General features: G+C 43.7%; 9 protein-coding genes and 3 pseudogenes. 10 read left to right on the forward strand and 2 right to left on the reverse strand.

Features of this window, described 5'->3' with window-relative positions; translation table 11 throughout:
- A partial coding sequence (locus tag DW981_RS15340; RefSeq protein ID WP_243034669.1) for a cellulose binding domain-containing protein occupies nt 1–945 on the forward strand: 945 nt, incomplete at its 5' end.
- 285 nt (nt 946–1,230) lie between these two features.
- Here DW981_RS15340 and DW981_RS06265 read toward each other — a convergent pair.
- Together DW981_RS06265 and DW981_RS06270 are read right to left on the reverse strand one after the other, a co-directional pair.
- Nucleotides 1,231–1,455, reverse strand: a complete 225-nt coding sequence (locus DW981_RS06265) for an AraC family transcriptional regulator (protein ID WP_118507137.1) — start codon at nt 1,453–1,455, stop codon at nt 1,231–1,233.
- A gap of 29 nt (nt 1,456–1,484) precedes the next feature.
- Nucleotides 1,485–2,132, reverse strand: a complete 648-nt coding sequence (locus DW981_RS06270; protein ID WP_118507138.1) for an AraC family ligand binding domain-containing protein — start codon at nt 2,130–2,132, stop codon at nt 1,485–1,487.
- Nucleotides 2,133–2,255: 123 nt separating this feature from the next.
- On the opposite strand from DW981_RS06270, the gene DW981_RS06275 reads away from it, so the two are divergent.
- The 9 genes and pseudogenes from DW981_RS06275 (at nt 2,256) to DW981_RS06320 (ending at nt 17,251) form a co-directional block, all read left to right on the forward strand.
- Nucleotides 2,256–3,557: an alpha/beta hydrolase-fold protein gene (locus tag DW981_RS06275; RefSeq protein WP_182434163.1), complete on the forward strand. Its 1,302-nt coding sequence runs from the start codon at nt 2,256–2,258 to the stop codon at nt 3,555–3,557.
- Nucleotides 3,558–4,085: 528 nt separating this feature from the next.
- Nucleotides 4,086–6,661: pseudogene (gene clpB, locus DW981_RS06280) on the forward strand (ATP-dependent chaperone ClpB).
- Between the two features lie 881 nt (nt 6,662–7,542).
- Nucleotides 7,543–9,264 (forward strand): leucine-rich repeat domain-containing protein, encoded by a 1,722-nt coding sequence (locus DW981_RS06285; protein WP_118507140.1) that lies wholly within the window; start codon nt 7,543–7,545, stop codon nt 9,262–9,264.
- Nucleotides 9,265–9,530: 266 nt separating this feature from the next.
- Nucleotides 9,531–11,110: pseudogene (locus DW981_RS06290) on the forward strand (DEAD/DEAH box helicase).
- 148 nt (nt 11,111–11,258) lie between these two features.
- Complete coding sequence (locus tag DW981_RS06295; protein WP_118507141.1) at nt 11,259–11,711, forward strand: hypothetical protein; 453 nt, start codon at nt 11,259–11,261, stop codon at nt 11,709–11,711.
- Nucleotides 11,708–12,427: a lytic transglycosylase domain-containing protein gene (locus tag DW981_RS15575; protein WP_118507142.1), complete on the forward strand. Its 720-nt coding sequence runs from the start codon at nt 11,708–11,710 to the stop codon at nt 12,425–12,427. Before DW981_RS06295 ends, DW981_RS15575 begins: the two co-directional genes overlap by 4 nt.
- Nucleotides 12,428–12,655: 228 nt before the next feature.
- Nucleotides 12,656–13,495, forward strand: coding sequence for a hypothetical protein (locus tag DW981_RS15580; RefSeq protein ID WP_118507143.1), 840 nt, complete (start codon nt 12,656–12,658; stop codon nt 13,493–13,495).
- Nucleotides 13,396–15,905 (forward strand): annotated as a pseudogene (locus DW981_RS06315) (DUF6240 domain-containing protein). The gene DW981_RS15580 and the pseudogene DW981_RS06315 overlap by 100 nt, the downstream one beginning before the upstream one ends.
- On the forward strand, nt 15,902–17,251 hold the full coding sequence (locus tag DW981_RS06320) for a flagellin (protein WP_118507146.1): 1,350 nt from the start codon (nt 15,902–15,904) through the stop codon (nt 17,249–17,251). The pseudogene DW981_RS06315 and the gene DW981_RS06320 overlap by 4 nt, the downstream one beginning before the upstream one ends.
- Nucleotides 17,252–17,253 lie beyond the last annotated feature (2 nt).

A 17,253-nucleotide genomic window follows, 5' to 3' on the forward strand; every position in this document is an offset into this window, starting at 1 on the left:
AAGGCACCAACGGCAGCGCCAACAAAGGCACCAACGGCAGCGCCAACAAAGCACCAAACGGTAGCACCAACAAAGGCACCAACGGTAGCACCGACGAAGGCTCCGACAGTAGCACCAACCACAGCTCCGACACAGTCACCGGTTATTTCAGATACGACGGAGATTGTATCTAACTTAGAGTCTACGTATGCAACGAACGATCCACAGTGGTTGTTAAATGCATCTGACGATGATATTGTTACCGTAGTTTATACTTGTACAGATCCTTCCCATGGTAACTGGGGCATTTTAGGATGGGGTGCATCTGTAGACAATGTATGGCAGAGTGGTGATAATTATTCTGCGGCAAGTAATGCAACGGATAAAGTAACGAAGACATATACAGTCAAAGAATTAAAGGCAACCATGAACATTAAGAGCACATCAAAGGTTACCTATTTGTGCTTGTCTGCTTGGAACGGTGGCAAGATCGTAAGTCTTACACTTTCTAAAGTAGGTGGGGAGACTCCACAGCCAACCGTAACGCCAACAGTAGCACCGACAGCTACACCGACAGTAGCACCAACAGTGGCACCGACAGCTACACCGACAGTAGCACCAACAGTGGCACCGACAGCAGCACCAACCACAGAGCCTTCCGGCGACAGCAAAGTAACAGGCTCGGTAAAACTTACCAGTAATTGGGGCAGTGGCGGAATTGCAGAGATCACTCTTACCAACAATACAGGTGTCAGCTATACCGATGGATGGACGGTAGAGTTTACCTTAGACCGCGAGATTACTTCTATGTGGAGCGGTACTTGTGAGAGCCTTGGCAATAATCGTTACCGCGTAAGCAATCCTGGATGGGATGGCAATTGGGCAAATGGTAAAACAATCACATTAAATTGTGGTGTTGGTGGAGGTAGCAACGTACCAGCGATCACAGATATCGTGATAAAATAATGAGCACTGTGTGCAATTATTAAGATATAATTGTTACAGATAAAGGAAGCCCTTACATTAGAGGCTCCGAGAACTCTTGCAACTGTTTTCAATATTAAGGAAAGCAGAAAAAGATGTATCGGAGCCTCTTTTTAATTGATAGGAAAATGCTCGTAACGTATGGGGAAGCCAAAGCAAAGCGCTGGCTTTGCTTTTTTGGTTGATAGGAAATTGCTGTTATGTAGCGTGACATCGCCAAGAATTGCTTTAGCAATTCTTGCAAAGCAAAGCGCTGGCTTTGCTTTTTTATTGAAGATTATTTAGGTTGGCTTGATATTCGCGTGGTGATATACCCTCGTTTTTCTTGAAAACTTTACTAAAATAAAAACCATTACAAAAACCCAATTGATCAGCAATCTGCGTTACAGTAAACTGTTTGCTGGATAGTAAGATTTTGGCCTGCTCAATGCGGTATTTTTCAAGAAAAGCAAAAATAGTCTCACCAGTTACTTCCTTAAATTTACGGTTCATGTAATCAAAATTATGATGAAATTGTTTTTCTAAAAGGACACTTGTGATTTTTGTTTGTAATTACTTTTCAGATAAGAAAGTAATGGGAGCGCGGAAAATGTGCCGATGTTATTTGGTGGAAATAACGCATTAATATGTGCACGACATATTTTTAACAGCAGCATTGCAAAATTGCAATTTATCATGCTTTGATGATAAGGGCTACCCGGTACTGCATTGTTTGTGGCAGATATAATTTCATTAAGGACTTCATAATAAGAAGCTCCTGAAAGTGTTGCATTCTTTGGAATAAGTATTTGTTCGCATGGTTTGTACTGTAATGGGGAAGCATTAAGTTCACTATGCATTGAAAGAAATTGGTGATAAACTTCTTCTTCGGACAGCAACAGTTCTTTTTGTGGGTTCCATTGAAAATGAATATAGTAATAACTTACCGGAGAATTACTTTGGACACCAAAGTGGCATTTATCAGGACATAATAGCAGGGTCTGTCCGGCACTTAAGTGGTAAATAGTATCTTCTTCCTGCAAAAGCATACTGCCATTTGTGATGAAATATAGAATCCAGTCAGAGGGGGTGCGGCGAAAATGCTTGTTAGGAGCAGGAACAGAAACTGATCCGGACAATGTGACGTGTGGAAGAGATTGTAAATTGGTTATAAAATATGTTTGTTTCATAAACTACTCCTTAAAAGTCGCTATTATATATGCTTGCGTCGCTATAAATCATGGAATACCAGTTGCGAAAATGGTAACATAGGAAGAGCAATAAGTCAATTACGATTGAAGGAGGGAATGAAAATGCTGAAAAATAATAAAAGAAGTTTACAAGTGACAGCAATTGCTATAACCGTCACATTATTGCTTGTCGGAGCCTCTGGGCACGTGGCTGCAAAAGCGAAAAAAATAACGATCAATCATAAAAAAATGACACTTGCGATTGGTCAAAAACGAGCACTAAAAGTAAAAAACACAAAAAAGAAAGTGAAATGGATCAGTAAAAATAAAAAAGTTGCTATTGTTAATAAAAAAGGGATTGTTACAGCGAAGAAAAAGGGATCAGCAAAGATTATTGCACGTATCGGAAAGAAAAAATATACTTGCAGAGTAACGGTTAAGCCTAACAAAAAGAGAGCAAAAATAAAGAGTACTAAGAAACCGACTTATACAATGCGTCCAATTGCATCAAAAGTACCGGTAGTGTCTCAAAAGCCGACGATTGTACCAACAGCAACGGTTAATCCAACGCCAACACCGATACCATTACCGACAGTGAAGCCGACACCTGTTCCGGATGAGGGGTGGCAGACCGGGAAGGTCAGCGGATCAGAAGAAGATTATAATAAATATTTTGCATTAAATATGAAACACTATACAAAGAAACAGGAAGGAACGGTGTTTGGAACGATTGAAAGCATTACGTATCCATCCAAAGTTGTTGGAGCAGAACGCGAAGCATATGTGTATTTGCCACCACAGTATGATAGCAGCAAAAAATATCCGGTATTATACATGATTCACGGAATTGGCTGTGAGAGAGGACAGTGGGTTGGCATGTCCTTAAAAAATATATTAAGCAATATGATTTGCAGAGGTGAGGTTGCACCATTTGTAGCTGTTATACCAAGTGTTGTTCCAAAAGATGGAGTGTCGTCAAATACGCTGGGACCAGAGAATATTGGCGCATTCACCATGTTTGAACAGGAATTTTTACAGGATCTAGAGCCATATATTCTTGAAAATTTTGCCGTGTCATCCGACAGAAAAGATACCGGAGTATGTGGTCTGTCTATGGGAGGCATGGAGGCATTACATTTAGGATTTGCCATTAAAGATCATTTTAATTATATTGGATCTTTTTCAGCGGCACCGACATTGGATCAAAGTTTATTAAATACGAATGGCTGGAAAAATGTACCGGAAACCGTACTCCTTTGTAGCGGGACAGCAGACACAACAATAGGAGATAATCCTTATAACTATCATAAAACATTGGAAGAGAACAAGGTGGATCATATTTGGTATATGTATCCGAACGGTACACATGAAGAAAAAGTATGGCAAAACGGATTGGTAAACTTTTTGCTTAGAAGTTATCGGTAACAAGAGAAAGTTTTCGTATGTAATTGCGGAGACTTCGTAGATTATGCTTTCAAAATAACCTTTTAGATTAAGAAACCGACATATGTAGTAGGATAATGAAAATGTATAATGCATTTCTGAATAATTCCTACATATATGTCGGTTCTTGCATGTTATGGGGAAAGGGAGTGCTTGTAGAAAACAACATTCATTGAAACAAAATAGGACAATATGTTATGATATGTTTTAGCAATGATTGAGAGATCAATGCGGATGGCGGTCTGGCATCAAGATCCGGTGGTGTACTTTATGTATGGCCAATTGGTAAGATCGTGCTGATAGCGGTTGTGATCTATGTATTTTGTATGCTTGCAGGACATGTCAAAAAGAAAATGATAAAAAATTAGCACTCACTCTTGACGAGTGCTAATAAGTGATATAACAATCATCAGAGGGACCAAAATAGTCAGATAGTGTACTACATAGTTCAGCATTAGCATGCTATGTAGGCATATGGATTTGTTTGAGACAGAAAGGATTGGTGATTGTATGAATATCAGTAAATTTACACAAAAATCACAGGAAGTAGTACAAGGCTGTGAGAAAATCGCCATGGATCATGGTCACCAGGAAATCGGTCAGGAGCATATGCTATCCGCTATGATGACAGTAGATGATAGCTTGATCCGCAAACTGATCGAGAAAATGGGAATTGCACCGGAAGCATTTCAGGCGCAGATAGAAGGACTTTTACAAAAACGTCCAAAGGTTGTCGGCGGCGATCTTCGGATTGACAAATATTTAAATGAAGCATTGATTTATGCGGAAGATGAAGCAAAACGGATGGGAGATGAATATGTTTCCGTAGAGCATCTGTTTTTGAGTGTGTTAGCGCATCCGAGCAAAGAGATCAAGCAGTTGTTTAAGCAGTGTCAGATCGATCGAGAGCGATTTTTGCAGGTGCTTTCTGAGGTGCGTGGTAATCAGAGGGTTACCAGTGACAATCCGGAAGCAACATATGATACGTTGGAAAAATATGGTACAGATCTGGTAGAACGTGCTAAAGATGGCAAGCTGGACCCGGTGATCGGACGAGATGCGGAAATTCGTAATGTTGTGCGTATTCTTTCACGTAAGACGAAAAATAATCCGGTCTTGATCGGTGAACCCGGTGTTGGTAAGACTGCCGCTGTTGAGGGCTTGGCACAGCGTATTGTTCGCGGAGATGTGCCGGAAGGACTCAAAGACAAGAAGATCTTTGCGTTGGATATGGGTGCCTTGGTAGCGGGTGCGAAATACCGTGGCGAATTTGAGGAGCGTTTGAAAGCGGTTCTTGAAGAAGTGAAGAAGAGTGAAGGACAGATCATTCTGTTTATTGATGAGCTGCATACGATTGTCGGTGCCGGCAAGACCGATGGCGCTATGGACGCCGGCAATATGCTCAAACCAATGCTTGCCAGAGGTGAATTACATTGTATTGGTGCTACGACATTGGATGAGTATCGTATGTATATTGAAAAGGATCCGGCATTGGAACGTCGTTTCCAGCCGGTTATGGTCAATGAACCAACAGTGGAAGATACTATTTCAATACTGCGTGGCCTGAAAGAACGCTATGAAGTATTCCATGGTGTCAAGATTACGGATTCTTCGCTGGTGGCAGCCGCAACGTTGTCCAACCGATATATTTCGGATCGTTTCCTGCCAGATAAGGCGATCGACTTGATCGATGAGGCCTGTGCCATGATCAAGACAGAGTTAAATAGTATGCCGGCAGAACTCGATGAAGAGCGCAGACGTATTATGCAGATGGAAATTGAGGAGGCAGCACTTAAGAAAGAGACAGATCATTTGTCCGTGGAACGTTTGGAAGAACTGCAAAAAGAAATGGCAGAACTTCGTGATGATTTCAATGCCAAGAAAGCAAAGTGGGATAGCGAAAAGGCATCTGTCGATACGGTAAATAAGTTGAAAGAGCAGAGAGATGCGCTTCGTACAGAGATTGAAACGGCAAAGCGCAACTATGATCTGAACCGTGCTGCAGAGATCCAGTATGGACAATTGCCGGAGTTAGAGCGACAGCTTGAGGCAGCAGAAGAAAAGGCAAAAGCAGAAGATCGTACTTTGGTGCAGGAATGTGTTACCGAGGAAGAGATTGCCAAAATTATTTCTCGCTGGACAGGAATTCCGATCGCCAAACTTACGGAAGGCGAACGTGAAAAAACACTGCATTTGGAGGATGAATTGCATAAACGTGTCATTGGACAGGAAGAGGGCGTCCGTTTGGTCGCAGAAGCGATCTTACGTTCTAAGGCAGGCATCAAAGATCCTACGAAACCAATTGGTTCTTTCTTGTTCTTAGGACCGACAGGTGTTGGTAAAACGGAACTTGCTAAGAGCTTGGCGGCATATTTGTTTGACGACGAGACGAATATGGTTCGTATCGACATGAGTGAATATATGGAGAAACATTCCGTGGCTCGTCTGATCGGAGCGCCTCCGGGATATGTTGGATATGAAGAAGGTGGACAGCTCACCGAAGCAGTACGCCGTAAACCGTATTCTGTTGTACTGTTTGATGAGATTGAAAAAGCACATCCGGATGTGTTTAATGTATTATTGCAAGTGTTGGACGATGGCCGAATTACCGATTCACAGGGTCGTACCGTTGATTTCAAAAATACAATATTAATATTAACTTCTAACATTGGTTCCTCATATTTGTTGGAAGGCATTGATGAAAATGGAGAGATCAGCGAAGAAGCACGTAAAGCGGTACTGGATCAACTGCACGCTTCTTCCGTCCGGAATTTTTGAATCGTTTGGATGAAACGATCCTCTTTAAGCCGCTTCGTCCGCAGGATATTACCGGTATTATTGATATCTTGCTTGCAGAGCTGAATGAACGTTTAGCAGAAAAAGAATTGCATGTATCTTTGACAGATGCTGCCAAAGCGTTTGTTACAGAGCAGGCATATGATCCATCCTTTGGTGCACGTCCGTTGAAACGGTACTTGCAGAAGAATGTAGAGACACTGTTAGCCAAAAAGATTCTTCGTGGCGATGTGCATATGGGCGAGGAGATCGTGCTGGATGTTAAAGATGACGCATTGTATATACAGTAACTAAAACTTCCCATACCGGAAGTTATTGCCCGAACCACATATTGCTTATTATGTTGATGGCCTAATTATATTTTGCAGTCACTATGTAGTGAGTCCTGCCATCAAGAAACTATAGCAATTGCCTTGCCGCAATTAGTTTTCACGGTGATTTCTATATTTTGTTGTCTCTGATGTATGATTTACATGCCTTTCGGAAACTCGAAGTCCCGGAAGCAAGGTAATCATCATTTTTGAAAGGGACTTTGCGCTCGTCGTTACTTATGTCTCGTATTTCAGAGACATTAAGTAACGTGACGTAGCGCATCGTAGCGAAAGCGTCCCGTCCAAAAAATTGATGATACCTTGCTAAACCGGGACATCTCAGACATTCCTCTAGGCATGTATTCATCAGAGACTTAACAAAATAAGAAATCACGTAAAAACTCTGCGTTCTGCTGCAATTGTCTTAGTTTGTTGATGGCAGGATTATTTACTTTACCGGCTGCAAAATAGACATTATTTTACTGACATAATAAGCAATATGTGGTTGTGTGAGATAATGAGGTATGGGAAGTTTGAAACAGTAAATAGTATGTATGATCTGTGCTCACGATGAAGCACGAAAGTACGCATAAATATGTGGCTTTTGAAAGAAGCATAAGGTATAAAAGGACTGTTCTATTCGCAATGTTATTTCGTGGATAGACAGTCCTTTTTTCTTATAGGAAATCGCAGTTGTGCAGCGTGATTTTTTGTGGCTTTTATTGATAAAATTCTGTGTATATGGTATATTGATTTCAAGTAATTTAAGGGACGGATTTATACAGTTAAGAACAAGGTTGTTTTTACGGATAAGAGTAAAAATAACAGCGTAAGATATTTATACGAAGGAGGGGGTTAGTATGAAAAAAGCAGGGGCAAAATTAACGAGGAAGGCAGCAGTATGTTTGTTAGCCGTACCAATGATCGTAGGACTTTCCGGCTGCTCACAAAAATCTACTGACACGACATCAACGAAACAGGCAAAGGAAGCACAGGCAACGCCGACCAGTACACCGTTCCAGTATTATGCTTCCGTCGATGACGAGCCACGGACGATTTCGGGCAAATGTGGGGACAATGCAGAATGGTCGTACAATACAGGTACGAAAGTATTGACAATTAGTGGTTCCGGTGCTGTGGATCGCGCTGTGGATTCAGATACTACCAAGCAAAAGATTGAGGGACTTGCAGAGCCATATGAAGTCAAGGAAAGAATAACCTGTTCGGTAAAAGAGATTAAGATTGAAGAAGGAATTACTGCATTAGCGGTGAGCAATTTATTTGGAAATGTTTCCAAGGACGAAGATGCTGAGGAAATTAAGCTTTCTTTACCGGATTCTCTAGAAAGAATTAATGCAAATACATTTGCGCCAACGAAAGATGCAGCTTATATCCGCACGATTCATCTGCCACGCAATGTACGATATATTGAAGGTGGTGCATTTTGGGGACTTGGTGCCACGGATACGTCAGATACGTTCAAAGAAAATTTAACGATAACGGTAGACAGTAAGAATCCATATTATATGACAGAAAATAATGTACTTTTTACCAAGGATAAAAAAACACTTGTCTATTATCCGGTTGAAAAGACAGAACAGTCATATCGTATACCGAAGTCTGTAACCAAAGTGGAAGCACTCGCATTTTCGCGCAATCCATCCTTAAAGAAAGTTGTATTGCCAACAGGAATTACAGATATCGGTGCCGGGGCGTTTTACGGTGACAGTAAGCTTAGCGATATTAATTTAGCGCAGGCTGTGAACGTGAAAAAATTAAGTGACTTTGACGGAGTCAAAGCAAAGCTATCTTATTATGATGTTGGTGCGCCGGCTGATGCAGGAGAAGTCTCTGATGAAGGGGACGAAGATGTCATAAATGATGAAAAAGATCTCGTGAGCGAGCCGGATGGATCCGCAAAGTATTTGAAAGAAATTGCTATGTTAGGTACGTTTGCCGGTACGAATCTAAAAGAGATTCAATTGCCGGATTCCTTAAAATATGCCGGTTACAGCACTTTTTATAAATGTCTATGCTTAAAAAAGATTACGCTTGGAACCGGATTTGCGGGACAGATCAATCCTGTCAACTACTGTGATGAAAATGGATTTTTGCTGCCGGATAACAAGTCAACGGATTGCTTTGATATTCGAATTCCTGCGGGAAATAAAAATTATAAAGTCCGTGACAATGTGATTTACAGCGGAGATGGCAAGACGGTGTATGGTGTGAGCAAAGATTATAAAAAATCTACACTGACATTGGATAAAAATGTGAAAGTCATTACACGCAATGCTTTTAGAAATACCAAATTAAAGAAAGTAACGGCACTTGGTAATCTTACAACCATTGGAAACGGCGTGTTTATGAATAACTGGCATTGTAAGAACTTTGAAGTCAAAGGAAACATTGACACGATCGATGCACAAGCTTTCTATAAGTGTCATAAATTAGAAAAATTTGTTTGTGGTGGAACCATCAAAAAGATTGGCACACAGGCATTTCGTGGTGCGATCAAAAAGGATGGCATTGTCTTAGACGGTTCGTTCGATGACGTTGAAGTTGGCAAGGAGGCATTCTAGTCATAAATCCATCGAAGGCCCATTGCCAGATCATAAACAGTGCGCCGGTCATCAATAGAGAGAGATCCATAGGGGCAGCTATCAAAACTTGGATAGCTGCCCACTTTTGGTATCAGAGATCTTTTGCCAGAGCCAACATCTAATGCAATGCCGATGTTGCTCATGCCCCGAGAATCTGCTATAATAGGAAAGTTGCATTGATACAGAGAAAGATTTTGCAGGGGAACTGTGCTGCAAAATAAAGCAGATTAGAAATGGAGATATAAATGACGTTTGAAGAAATGTGTTTGGATACAAGAATAATGCGTGCAATTGCGGAAATGGGTTTTGAGCAGCCCAGTCCGATTCAGGCGCAGTCGATACCGATTGCGGTAGAGGGAAAGGATATGATCGGACAAGCGCGTACCGGAACGGGTAAGACAGCATCGTTTGGAATACCGATGTTGCAGCGGATCAATCCGAAAGACAAAAGTCTGCAGGCAATCGTCTTGTGCCCAACGCGAGAACTTGCAATTCAGTCCGCCAATGAAATTCGCAAATTAGCAAAGTTTTTGCATGGGATCAAAGTGCTTCCGATATACGGAGGACAGGAGATCAGCAAACAGATCCGTTCCTTAAAAGGTGGTGTACAGATCGTGATTGGTACACCGGGACGAGTGATGGATCATTTGCGCCGTCATACGCTAAAACCACAAACGGTAGATATTGTGGTTTTGGATGAAGCGGATGAAATGTTAAATATGGGATTTCGAGAGGATATAGAAACTATTTTGGGACAACTGCCAGAGGAGCGTCAAACAATGCTTTTTTCGGCAACAATGCCAAAGCCAATCTTGGAAATTGCGAAGCGTTACCTGCATGAGCCGGAGATTGTGAAAGTGATTCAGAAAGAGCTTACTGTCCCAAAAATCGAACAGTATTATTATGAAGTTAATCCGCGTAAAAAGAATGAGGTGCTGTCCCGATTGTTGGATATGTATGATCCGAGTTTGTCGTTGGTATTTTGCAATACGAAGCGAAAAGTGGATGAGTTAGTTGCAGACTTAAAGGGTAGAGGATATTTTGCAGAGGGACTGCATGGTGATATGAAACAGAGCCAGAGAGACCGCGTGATGAATGGCTTTCGCAATGGACGTACCGATATTTTGGTTGCCACAGACGTGGCGGCGCGTGGTATTGACGTTGATGATGTGGAAGCGGTTTTTAATTATGATGTTCCACAGGACGATGAGTACTATGTGCATCGTATCGGAAGAACGGGACGTGCCGGACGTGAAGGAAGAGCATTTACGCTGGTCGTTGGCAAGGAAATATACAAGCTAAAAGATATTCAGAGATATTGCAAGACAAAGATCCGCAGACAGCCGATCCCTTCGGTGAATGATGTGGCTGCCATTAAGTGGAGAAACTATTGGAGCAGGCAGGAGAGTTGATCGCTACAGATGGTTTAGGCAGAATGATGGATCTGTTAGAGGAATATTTGGATGGCAGTGATTATTCGGCAACGGAAATGGCAGCAGCTTTGCTGGCAATGCAGTTAGGAGAGACAAGCACACAGACGCTTCCAAAAGAAGAGTTTGGAGATACCGGTGCAGAGCCGGGTATGGTGCGTATGTTTATGAATATCGGCAAAAAAGATCGTGTACGCATTGGTGATATTTTGGGTGCGGTTGCCGGGGAGAGCGGAATGGAAGGTGCTCTCGTAGGAACAATCGATATGTACGATAATTTTTCGTTTGTAGAGGTTCCGCAGGAATATGCGGCGGCTGTATTAGAAGCAATGAATCACAGTAAGATCAAGGGACGCAGGGTGAATATGGAGCCGGCTAAAAATGTGAGGAACTGATCGAATCACCAATGGAATTGTGAGAAATCTGTGTCATTGCCTATCTCTTCTTACAGCATTATTGGATGAAGCGGGAAAGTATTGATTTAAACCGGACAAGTTGTTAAAATAAAAAGCAAAATGAGGCGATGGCGAGGGGGTGCATTCGATGAACGTGATACAGGGGAAAACGATAGCCGTTCGTGAGGTTGAAACCTATGGAGCGAATGCGAAACCATTGTCCCCGAGAGAGATTGAGACTTGTGGAGTGAATGCGAAGCCACTGTCACCGAGAGAGATTGAGACTTGTGGAGCAAATGCGAAGCCACTGTCACCGAGAGAGATTGAGACTTGTGGAGCGAATGCGAAGCCGCTGTCGCCAAAGAAGATAGACTTTTGCGAGATGAATGTGAAGTCGCCTGCTAATGTGAGGGCGGTGGTATCGAATGCCAGAGAGCCGAGATTACAGCAGATTGTGCCAATAGAGCCTGAGGAAAAAGCTGTAAATCAAGCTGCAGCAGAGATGGCTGTCACGCTTTCGGAAGTGTCTGTGGCGAATCCGAGACAGGGGAAGTTGGATATGACATTGCAGGAGATGTTTGCAGAAAGGAGAGGTATATGACGGCGAATAATATTACGGATGGGAAAGTGCAGGCTTTGCCGATCAAACCGCTGAAGACGCATGCGGGTGAAGCTGGCCGCAGGAGTTCTATTACCAGTTTTGACGATATGCTGAAAGCACAGGGACGCACGAAGTCTACGAAGACGAGTGCGGTGAAACATCTGGACTATTCTGCGGACACGTCAAAGTTAGACCGCACGGGAAGTTCCAGAACAACCTCATCTGCGTCTGGGACATCGACTGGTCAGAGTCAGAAAACGAATCGTACGGTGTCAACCGGAAGTACAAGCACTAAGAAAACGACATCAGCATCGTCTATGAAGACAACGCCTTATGACAGCTATTTTAAGAAAGCAGCCAAAAAATACAGAGTATCCGAAAGTTTGCTTAAGGCAATTGCCAAAGCAGAATCTAATTTCAACGAGAGGGATGTGTCTAGTTCGGGGGCAATGGGCGTTATGCAGTTGATGCCGGATACGGCGCGTGGACTTGGCGTAGAGGATCCCTTTGATCCGGAGCAAAATATTATGGGTGGAGCGAAGTGCATCGCCAGCAAGTTAAAGGAATATAACGGAGATGTAAAGTTAGCGCTGGCGGCGTATAATGCCGGAAGTGGAACGGTACGGCGTGTGGGTGGTATACCATCACAGTGTCGTTCTTACATAAAGAAAGTATTGAGTTATCAGAAAGCTTTTGAAACGGCGAAGAAGGTCTGAGCGAGCTGCTTAAGCAAGGGGGAGCTCATAGAGGGCATGACGTTAAACGGACTGAATTTATAGGGTAAAGAAATTAGCCCTTTTGGTCGAATATATTTATAGGATGTGAGTGTCAAAGTTCATGTTTGGCACTCTTTTTTTACTTTATAGGATTCAGGTGCCAAAAAGGTTTGAATTTCTTTAATAAGGATTTCATGATCTTTCGGCACTGATAAAGAGAGGTAGCTAATGAATATAAATGATATCATGTTACAGGGAGATGCGGGATCCGGAACGACGGAAGCATCCTCTAAGTACTATAACGTCGGGAAAAATAATGCGGCAATTGCTGATGCGGGTTATTTGGGGATTCGTGGTAAAGCCGTTCAGACTGATTTTATGATGCCACAGCTACAGGGACTTCGTGAGTCCGGTTCGGAGAATTATACGGGTAGACAGGCAACGGAGATCGCAGCGGATCGTGTGCAAAATGATAATGCTGCCAGTCGCAATCTTAAGGTTGTGACCGGAGAGGATTGTGCCGCACTTGAGGATGAGGATAGTGCTTTGGAAGAATACCAAAAATCCAGTTTGGAGCGCGCCGTTAAGCGTATCCGTGAGGAGCGTGAGTGGAAAGCAGACCGGATGGAAGAAAATAAAGAACTTCGCGAGCAGTTGGCGAACGATTTGGAAAAAATGCAGCAGCAGGGATTTTTGGCGCAAAAGAGCGAGGCACAGATCCGTGACGCACTGCAGGAAGCAAATCTGCCTGCAACCAAAGAATTTGTGGATAAGGTAGCGGGAACGCTGCAGATGAGTATGTCGATCAATGAAATGACAGATGAGGCGAAAGTTTACGTCATACAAAATGGAACCCAGCCGACGATAGAAGCGGTATATCAAGAATGCATTCCGGTAGTACGGCAGTTGACAACGCATCGATCACTGAGAAAGATATGGCGGCGTATGCACCACAGATCGAACATATCTTGCAGCAGATCGGACGAGTGGGAGCTTCGGATCAAGCGATGGCAAAGTGGCTGTTTGCGAATGAACTGCCGATCACGGCTGAGAATATGCAGACATTAGAGATGTTAGATCAGATGCAGCAGAGTACTTGTTTGGAGATAACGCTGCAGCAGATCGTTCAGACGATGGCAATGGGATTGCCGGCAGAGCAGACAGTTCCGGGGGACAAAGGAATTTGGCTTGCCGGGGATTTGATACAGCAGGTAAAAGAGATCACGGCGCAGGATGTGGAACGGGTAACAACAGAAAAGGCAGATCCGGTGCTGCAGGATTATCTTGACGCACATCAGACAGAGCAAGGTGCTTTTGACCATGAAGTGGGACAGACCGCAGGAACATCATCTAGCCGTGAAGTAGGACGGAGCGCAGGAGTGCTATCTGACCGCAAAATGGGACAGGGAGCGATGAATGTATCTGACCGAAAAGTTGGACAAGAAGCAGCGAACACATCTGACCGAAAAGTTGGACAGGAAACAACCGTAATGGCTGGCGAACTGTCGGGACAGGAGACGGCAGAAGTCATGCCTTTGCCGCAGGTTACAGCTTGGCGACAACTTGAGGAAATACGATTAAAAATGACAATCCCGGCAGTGATGTCTATGCGTGCGCAGGGGATATCTGTGGAGACAGAGAGCTTGGCTGAACTTGTGGATCGTTTGCGGGAAATAGAGATGAGTTATTATCGGACGGATCAGACGGGCGAGGCGGCAGTTACAGAAGACGCACAGATTCATGCGATGCAGGATGCCGTAACGGCAGTGCGTGAGATTGCCGAAGCCCGGCAGAACTTTTGGGCAGTAGTCTGCGCCAGCATGAATTAATGACGGTGCGTGAACTGCATGGAGCTGCGATCAGTGCGACCAAGAGCGCATGGCAGTATCAACAGGATTATGAGGCGGTTGGTACACAGGTGCGCACGGATCTGGGAGATAGTATTAAGAAAGCGTTTGCGGGTATTCCGACTATGCTGCAGGAGATGGGGCTGGAGAGCACACCGGAGAATGAAAGAGCAGTACGCATTCTTGGTTATAACCGCATGGAAATCACAGAGGAGAGTATTGCGCAGATCAAAGATTGGGATGCAGAAGTGAATACTTTGATCGACCGGATGAAACCTGCCACGGTACTTGGAATGATTCGAGATGGTATTAATCCATTAGAACATACCGTAACGGAATTGAATGAAATGCTTGCCAATCGTGGAATGACTGCGGCGCAGGAAGAGGAAAGTTACAGTAAGTTTTTGTGGCGATTAGATAAGACGAACGGCATTACTGCGGAAGAAAGACAAAGTTATATTGGAATTTATCGTCTGTTGCATCAAGTGCAGAAAGAAGATCATGCGGCGGTTGGTGCGGTGGTTCAATCCGGTCAGCAGATGGATCTGTCTAATTTGCTGACGGCGGTTCGTTCCAGAAATGCACAGGGGATGGATCATACTGTGGATGACACTGAAAATATTATTCAGGCGGCAGCCGGTAATCAGACGATCACGGATCAGATCATGACAGCTTATTATGAGGAGCGTGCCGGGGAACTCAGGGATATGGCGAAACGGTCACAGAAAGCAGATGGATTTTTGGAGGAGGCAGGGCTGCCGGACACAGTTGGCAATATGCAGGCGGCGTTGAGATTACTGGATGGAGAGACCGCTTTAGATACAGTACTGGAACTTGCTAGAGAATCGCAGTCGGAGCAGGATGCGGTTGGACAGTTGGCATCGGAGACAGCCGATGCAGCGGTTTTGGAGACTGCCATGGATCATGTAGTTCCGCAGGGAGTGGCTGCAAGTGAGGCGTCATCCGAGAAAGAGACGTTTGCAGAGCGTAGACGTGATTTGACGGAACTAACGGATGGATTAAAGGATGTTATGGAAGCCATTGCAGATGGTGAGGAAGATGAGGCAGCACTTGCAGAATATTGTGCCGGAATAGATCATTTTTTGGAAAATATTCTTGAGAAAACAAAGCAGCGTGCCGATATTACATATAGTGAATTTCAAGAGATCAGAGCAACGCGTGGTTTGATGCGGTTACAGCAGGGACTTAGAAATAATCGCAGTTATGCAGTACCGATTCAAACGGCAGACGGCGTTACGCAGATGAATCTTACATTCCGTGAGGATGAAGAACAGGCGGGCAAGGTACAGGTAACCATTTGGCAGCCGTATCGCATTTCTATGGAGATGCAGATTTCCGGGGGCAGTCTTAAGGGACTGGTACTCTGTGATGACAGAGCCGGATACGAGAAATTGAAGCAGCAGGCAGGAGCCTTGCAGGAAACTTTGGAGCAGAATGTGTGTCCGGTGAAAACGATCTCTTATGGAATGGATTTTCGTGCGCAGAATGATTATTCTGCTGCATCGGAGAACGATAATGCAGTTGATACAAAAGCTCTGTATCAGACAGCAAAAGTGCTGGTACAGTATATTTCAGAGGTAGTAGCAACAGAGAATGGAGGATTACAATGAGAATTAACCACAATATTTCAGCGCAGCTTACAAATGTCAGTTTGAAAAAGGTTGACAATAAAGTTTCGGCCAGTTTGGAAAGATTAAGTACAGGCTATAAGATTAACAAAGCAGCAGATGATTCTGCAGGTATGGCGATTTCGAATAAGATGCGAACCCAGATCCGTGCGTTGGATCAGGCGTCCCGCAATTCTGCTGATGGAGATTCGATCATTCAGACGGCAGAGGGTGCGATGTCAGAGATTGAGAATATTTTGCAGAGAATCCGTGAATTGGGTGTACAGGCAGCCAATGGTACGCTTGCTTTGGAAGACCGTAAGGCCGTGCAGGATGAGGTTGATGAGCTGATGGACGAGGTTGATCGTATTGCAGACACAACCCAGTTTAATGGTAAGGGACTGCTTGATGGTTCCGCATCACGTACCGTAATGACGAATACGTTATCCATTCATGCAATTTCGGCGTCTATGGATGTACCAAGAAATGATTATGAGATTACGATCGATGCTATGCCGGAAGCTGCAAAAGCACAGCTTGACTATACGATCCCATCTACGATCAGTATTAATGGGTATAGTTTAGAGATTACGGATGAGTACGATGATACCAGTGTTAGAAAGAAGATTATAGATATGTGTGACGCCATGAATATTGATGTTTCCGGTCCGGATGGATCACTGACACTGACGACACGTGCAACCGGTGCAAACCAGAAGATCTCAGTACGCTCTGCCGGTGCCAATGATGAGACGGTTATTTACGGCAAAGATGCAAAGATCACCTTGGGAACACAGTTTACCCCGGCCGATGGTTTTAGCTATAAAGCAAATGGTGCCGGTATTGTGATCATTGGAAATGATGGATTTGAAATGCAGATCGATGTTACGGATGCCAAAGCGGGTGATAGTGGTATTGTTCGCGTAGAAGATGCCGGCTATATGGTGCTTCAGATTGGTGCCAACGAGCATCAGACGTTGGAGATGGACTTTAAGGAAGTATCTTGCCAAAGCCTGTTCTTACGCAATAAAGAAGGTGTTAATCAGATTAACGCATGTACACAGGAAGGTGCTACGGAGCTTCTCAAAGTGTTGGATGATGCTATTGATAAGATTTCTGCAGCAAGATCCACGCTTGGCGCATATCAGAACCGTTTGGATGCAACAAGAGAGAGTTTGGATGTAAGTGAAGAGAATCTTACGGATGCAATGTCCAGAATTATGGACACAGATATGGCTTCTGAAATGACAGAATATACATCCAACAATGTATTATCACAGGCAGCAACATCAATGCTGTCACAAGCCAATAACCGTCCACAGCAGATTATGAGTTTGCTGCAGAGCTAATT

The sequence above is a fragment of the Clostridium sp. AM49-4BH genome (assembly GCF_003478335.1).
GTDB lineage: Bacteria > Bacillota > Clostridia > Lachnospirales > Lachnospiraceae > Butyribacter.

Bases quoted from the DNA above. Each gene is read 5' to 3' on its own strand.
- DW981_RS15580 (WP_118507143.1), top strand. From the start codon at position 12,656: ATGAATATAAATGATATCATGTTACAGGGAGATGCGGGATCCGGAACG.
- DW981_RS06265 (WP_118507137.1), bottom strand. From the start codon at position 1,455: ATGAACCGTAAATTTAAGGAAGTAACTGGTGAGACTATTTTTGCTTTT.
- DW981_RS06270 (WP_118507138.1), bottom strand. From the start codon at position 2,132: ATGAAACAAACATATTTTATAACCAATTTACAATCTCTTCCACACGTC.
- DW981_RS06285 (WP_118507140.1), top strand. From the start codon at position 7,543: ATGAAAAAAGCAGGGGCAAAATTAACGAGGAAGGCAGCAGTATGTTTG.
- DW981_RS06275 (WP_182434163.1), top strand. From the start codon at position 2,256: ATGCTGAAAAATAATAAAAGAAGTTTACAAGTGACAGCAATTGCTATA.
- DW981_RS06295 (WP_118507141.1), top strand. From the start codon at position 11,259: ATGAACGTGATACAGGGGAAAACGATAGCCGTTCGTGAGGTTGAAACC.
- DW981_RS15575 (WP_118507142.1), top strand. From the start codon at position 11,708: ATGACGGCGAATAATATTACGGATGGGAAAGTGCAGGCTTTGCCGATC.
- DW981_RS06320 (WP_118507146.1), top strand. From the start codon at position 15,902: ATGAGAATTAACCACAATATTTCAGCGCAGCTTACAAATGTCAGTTTG.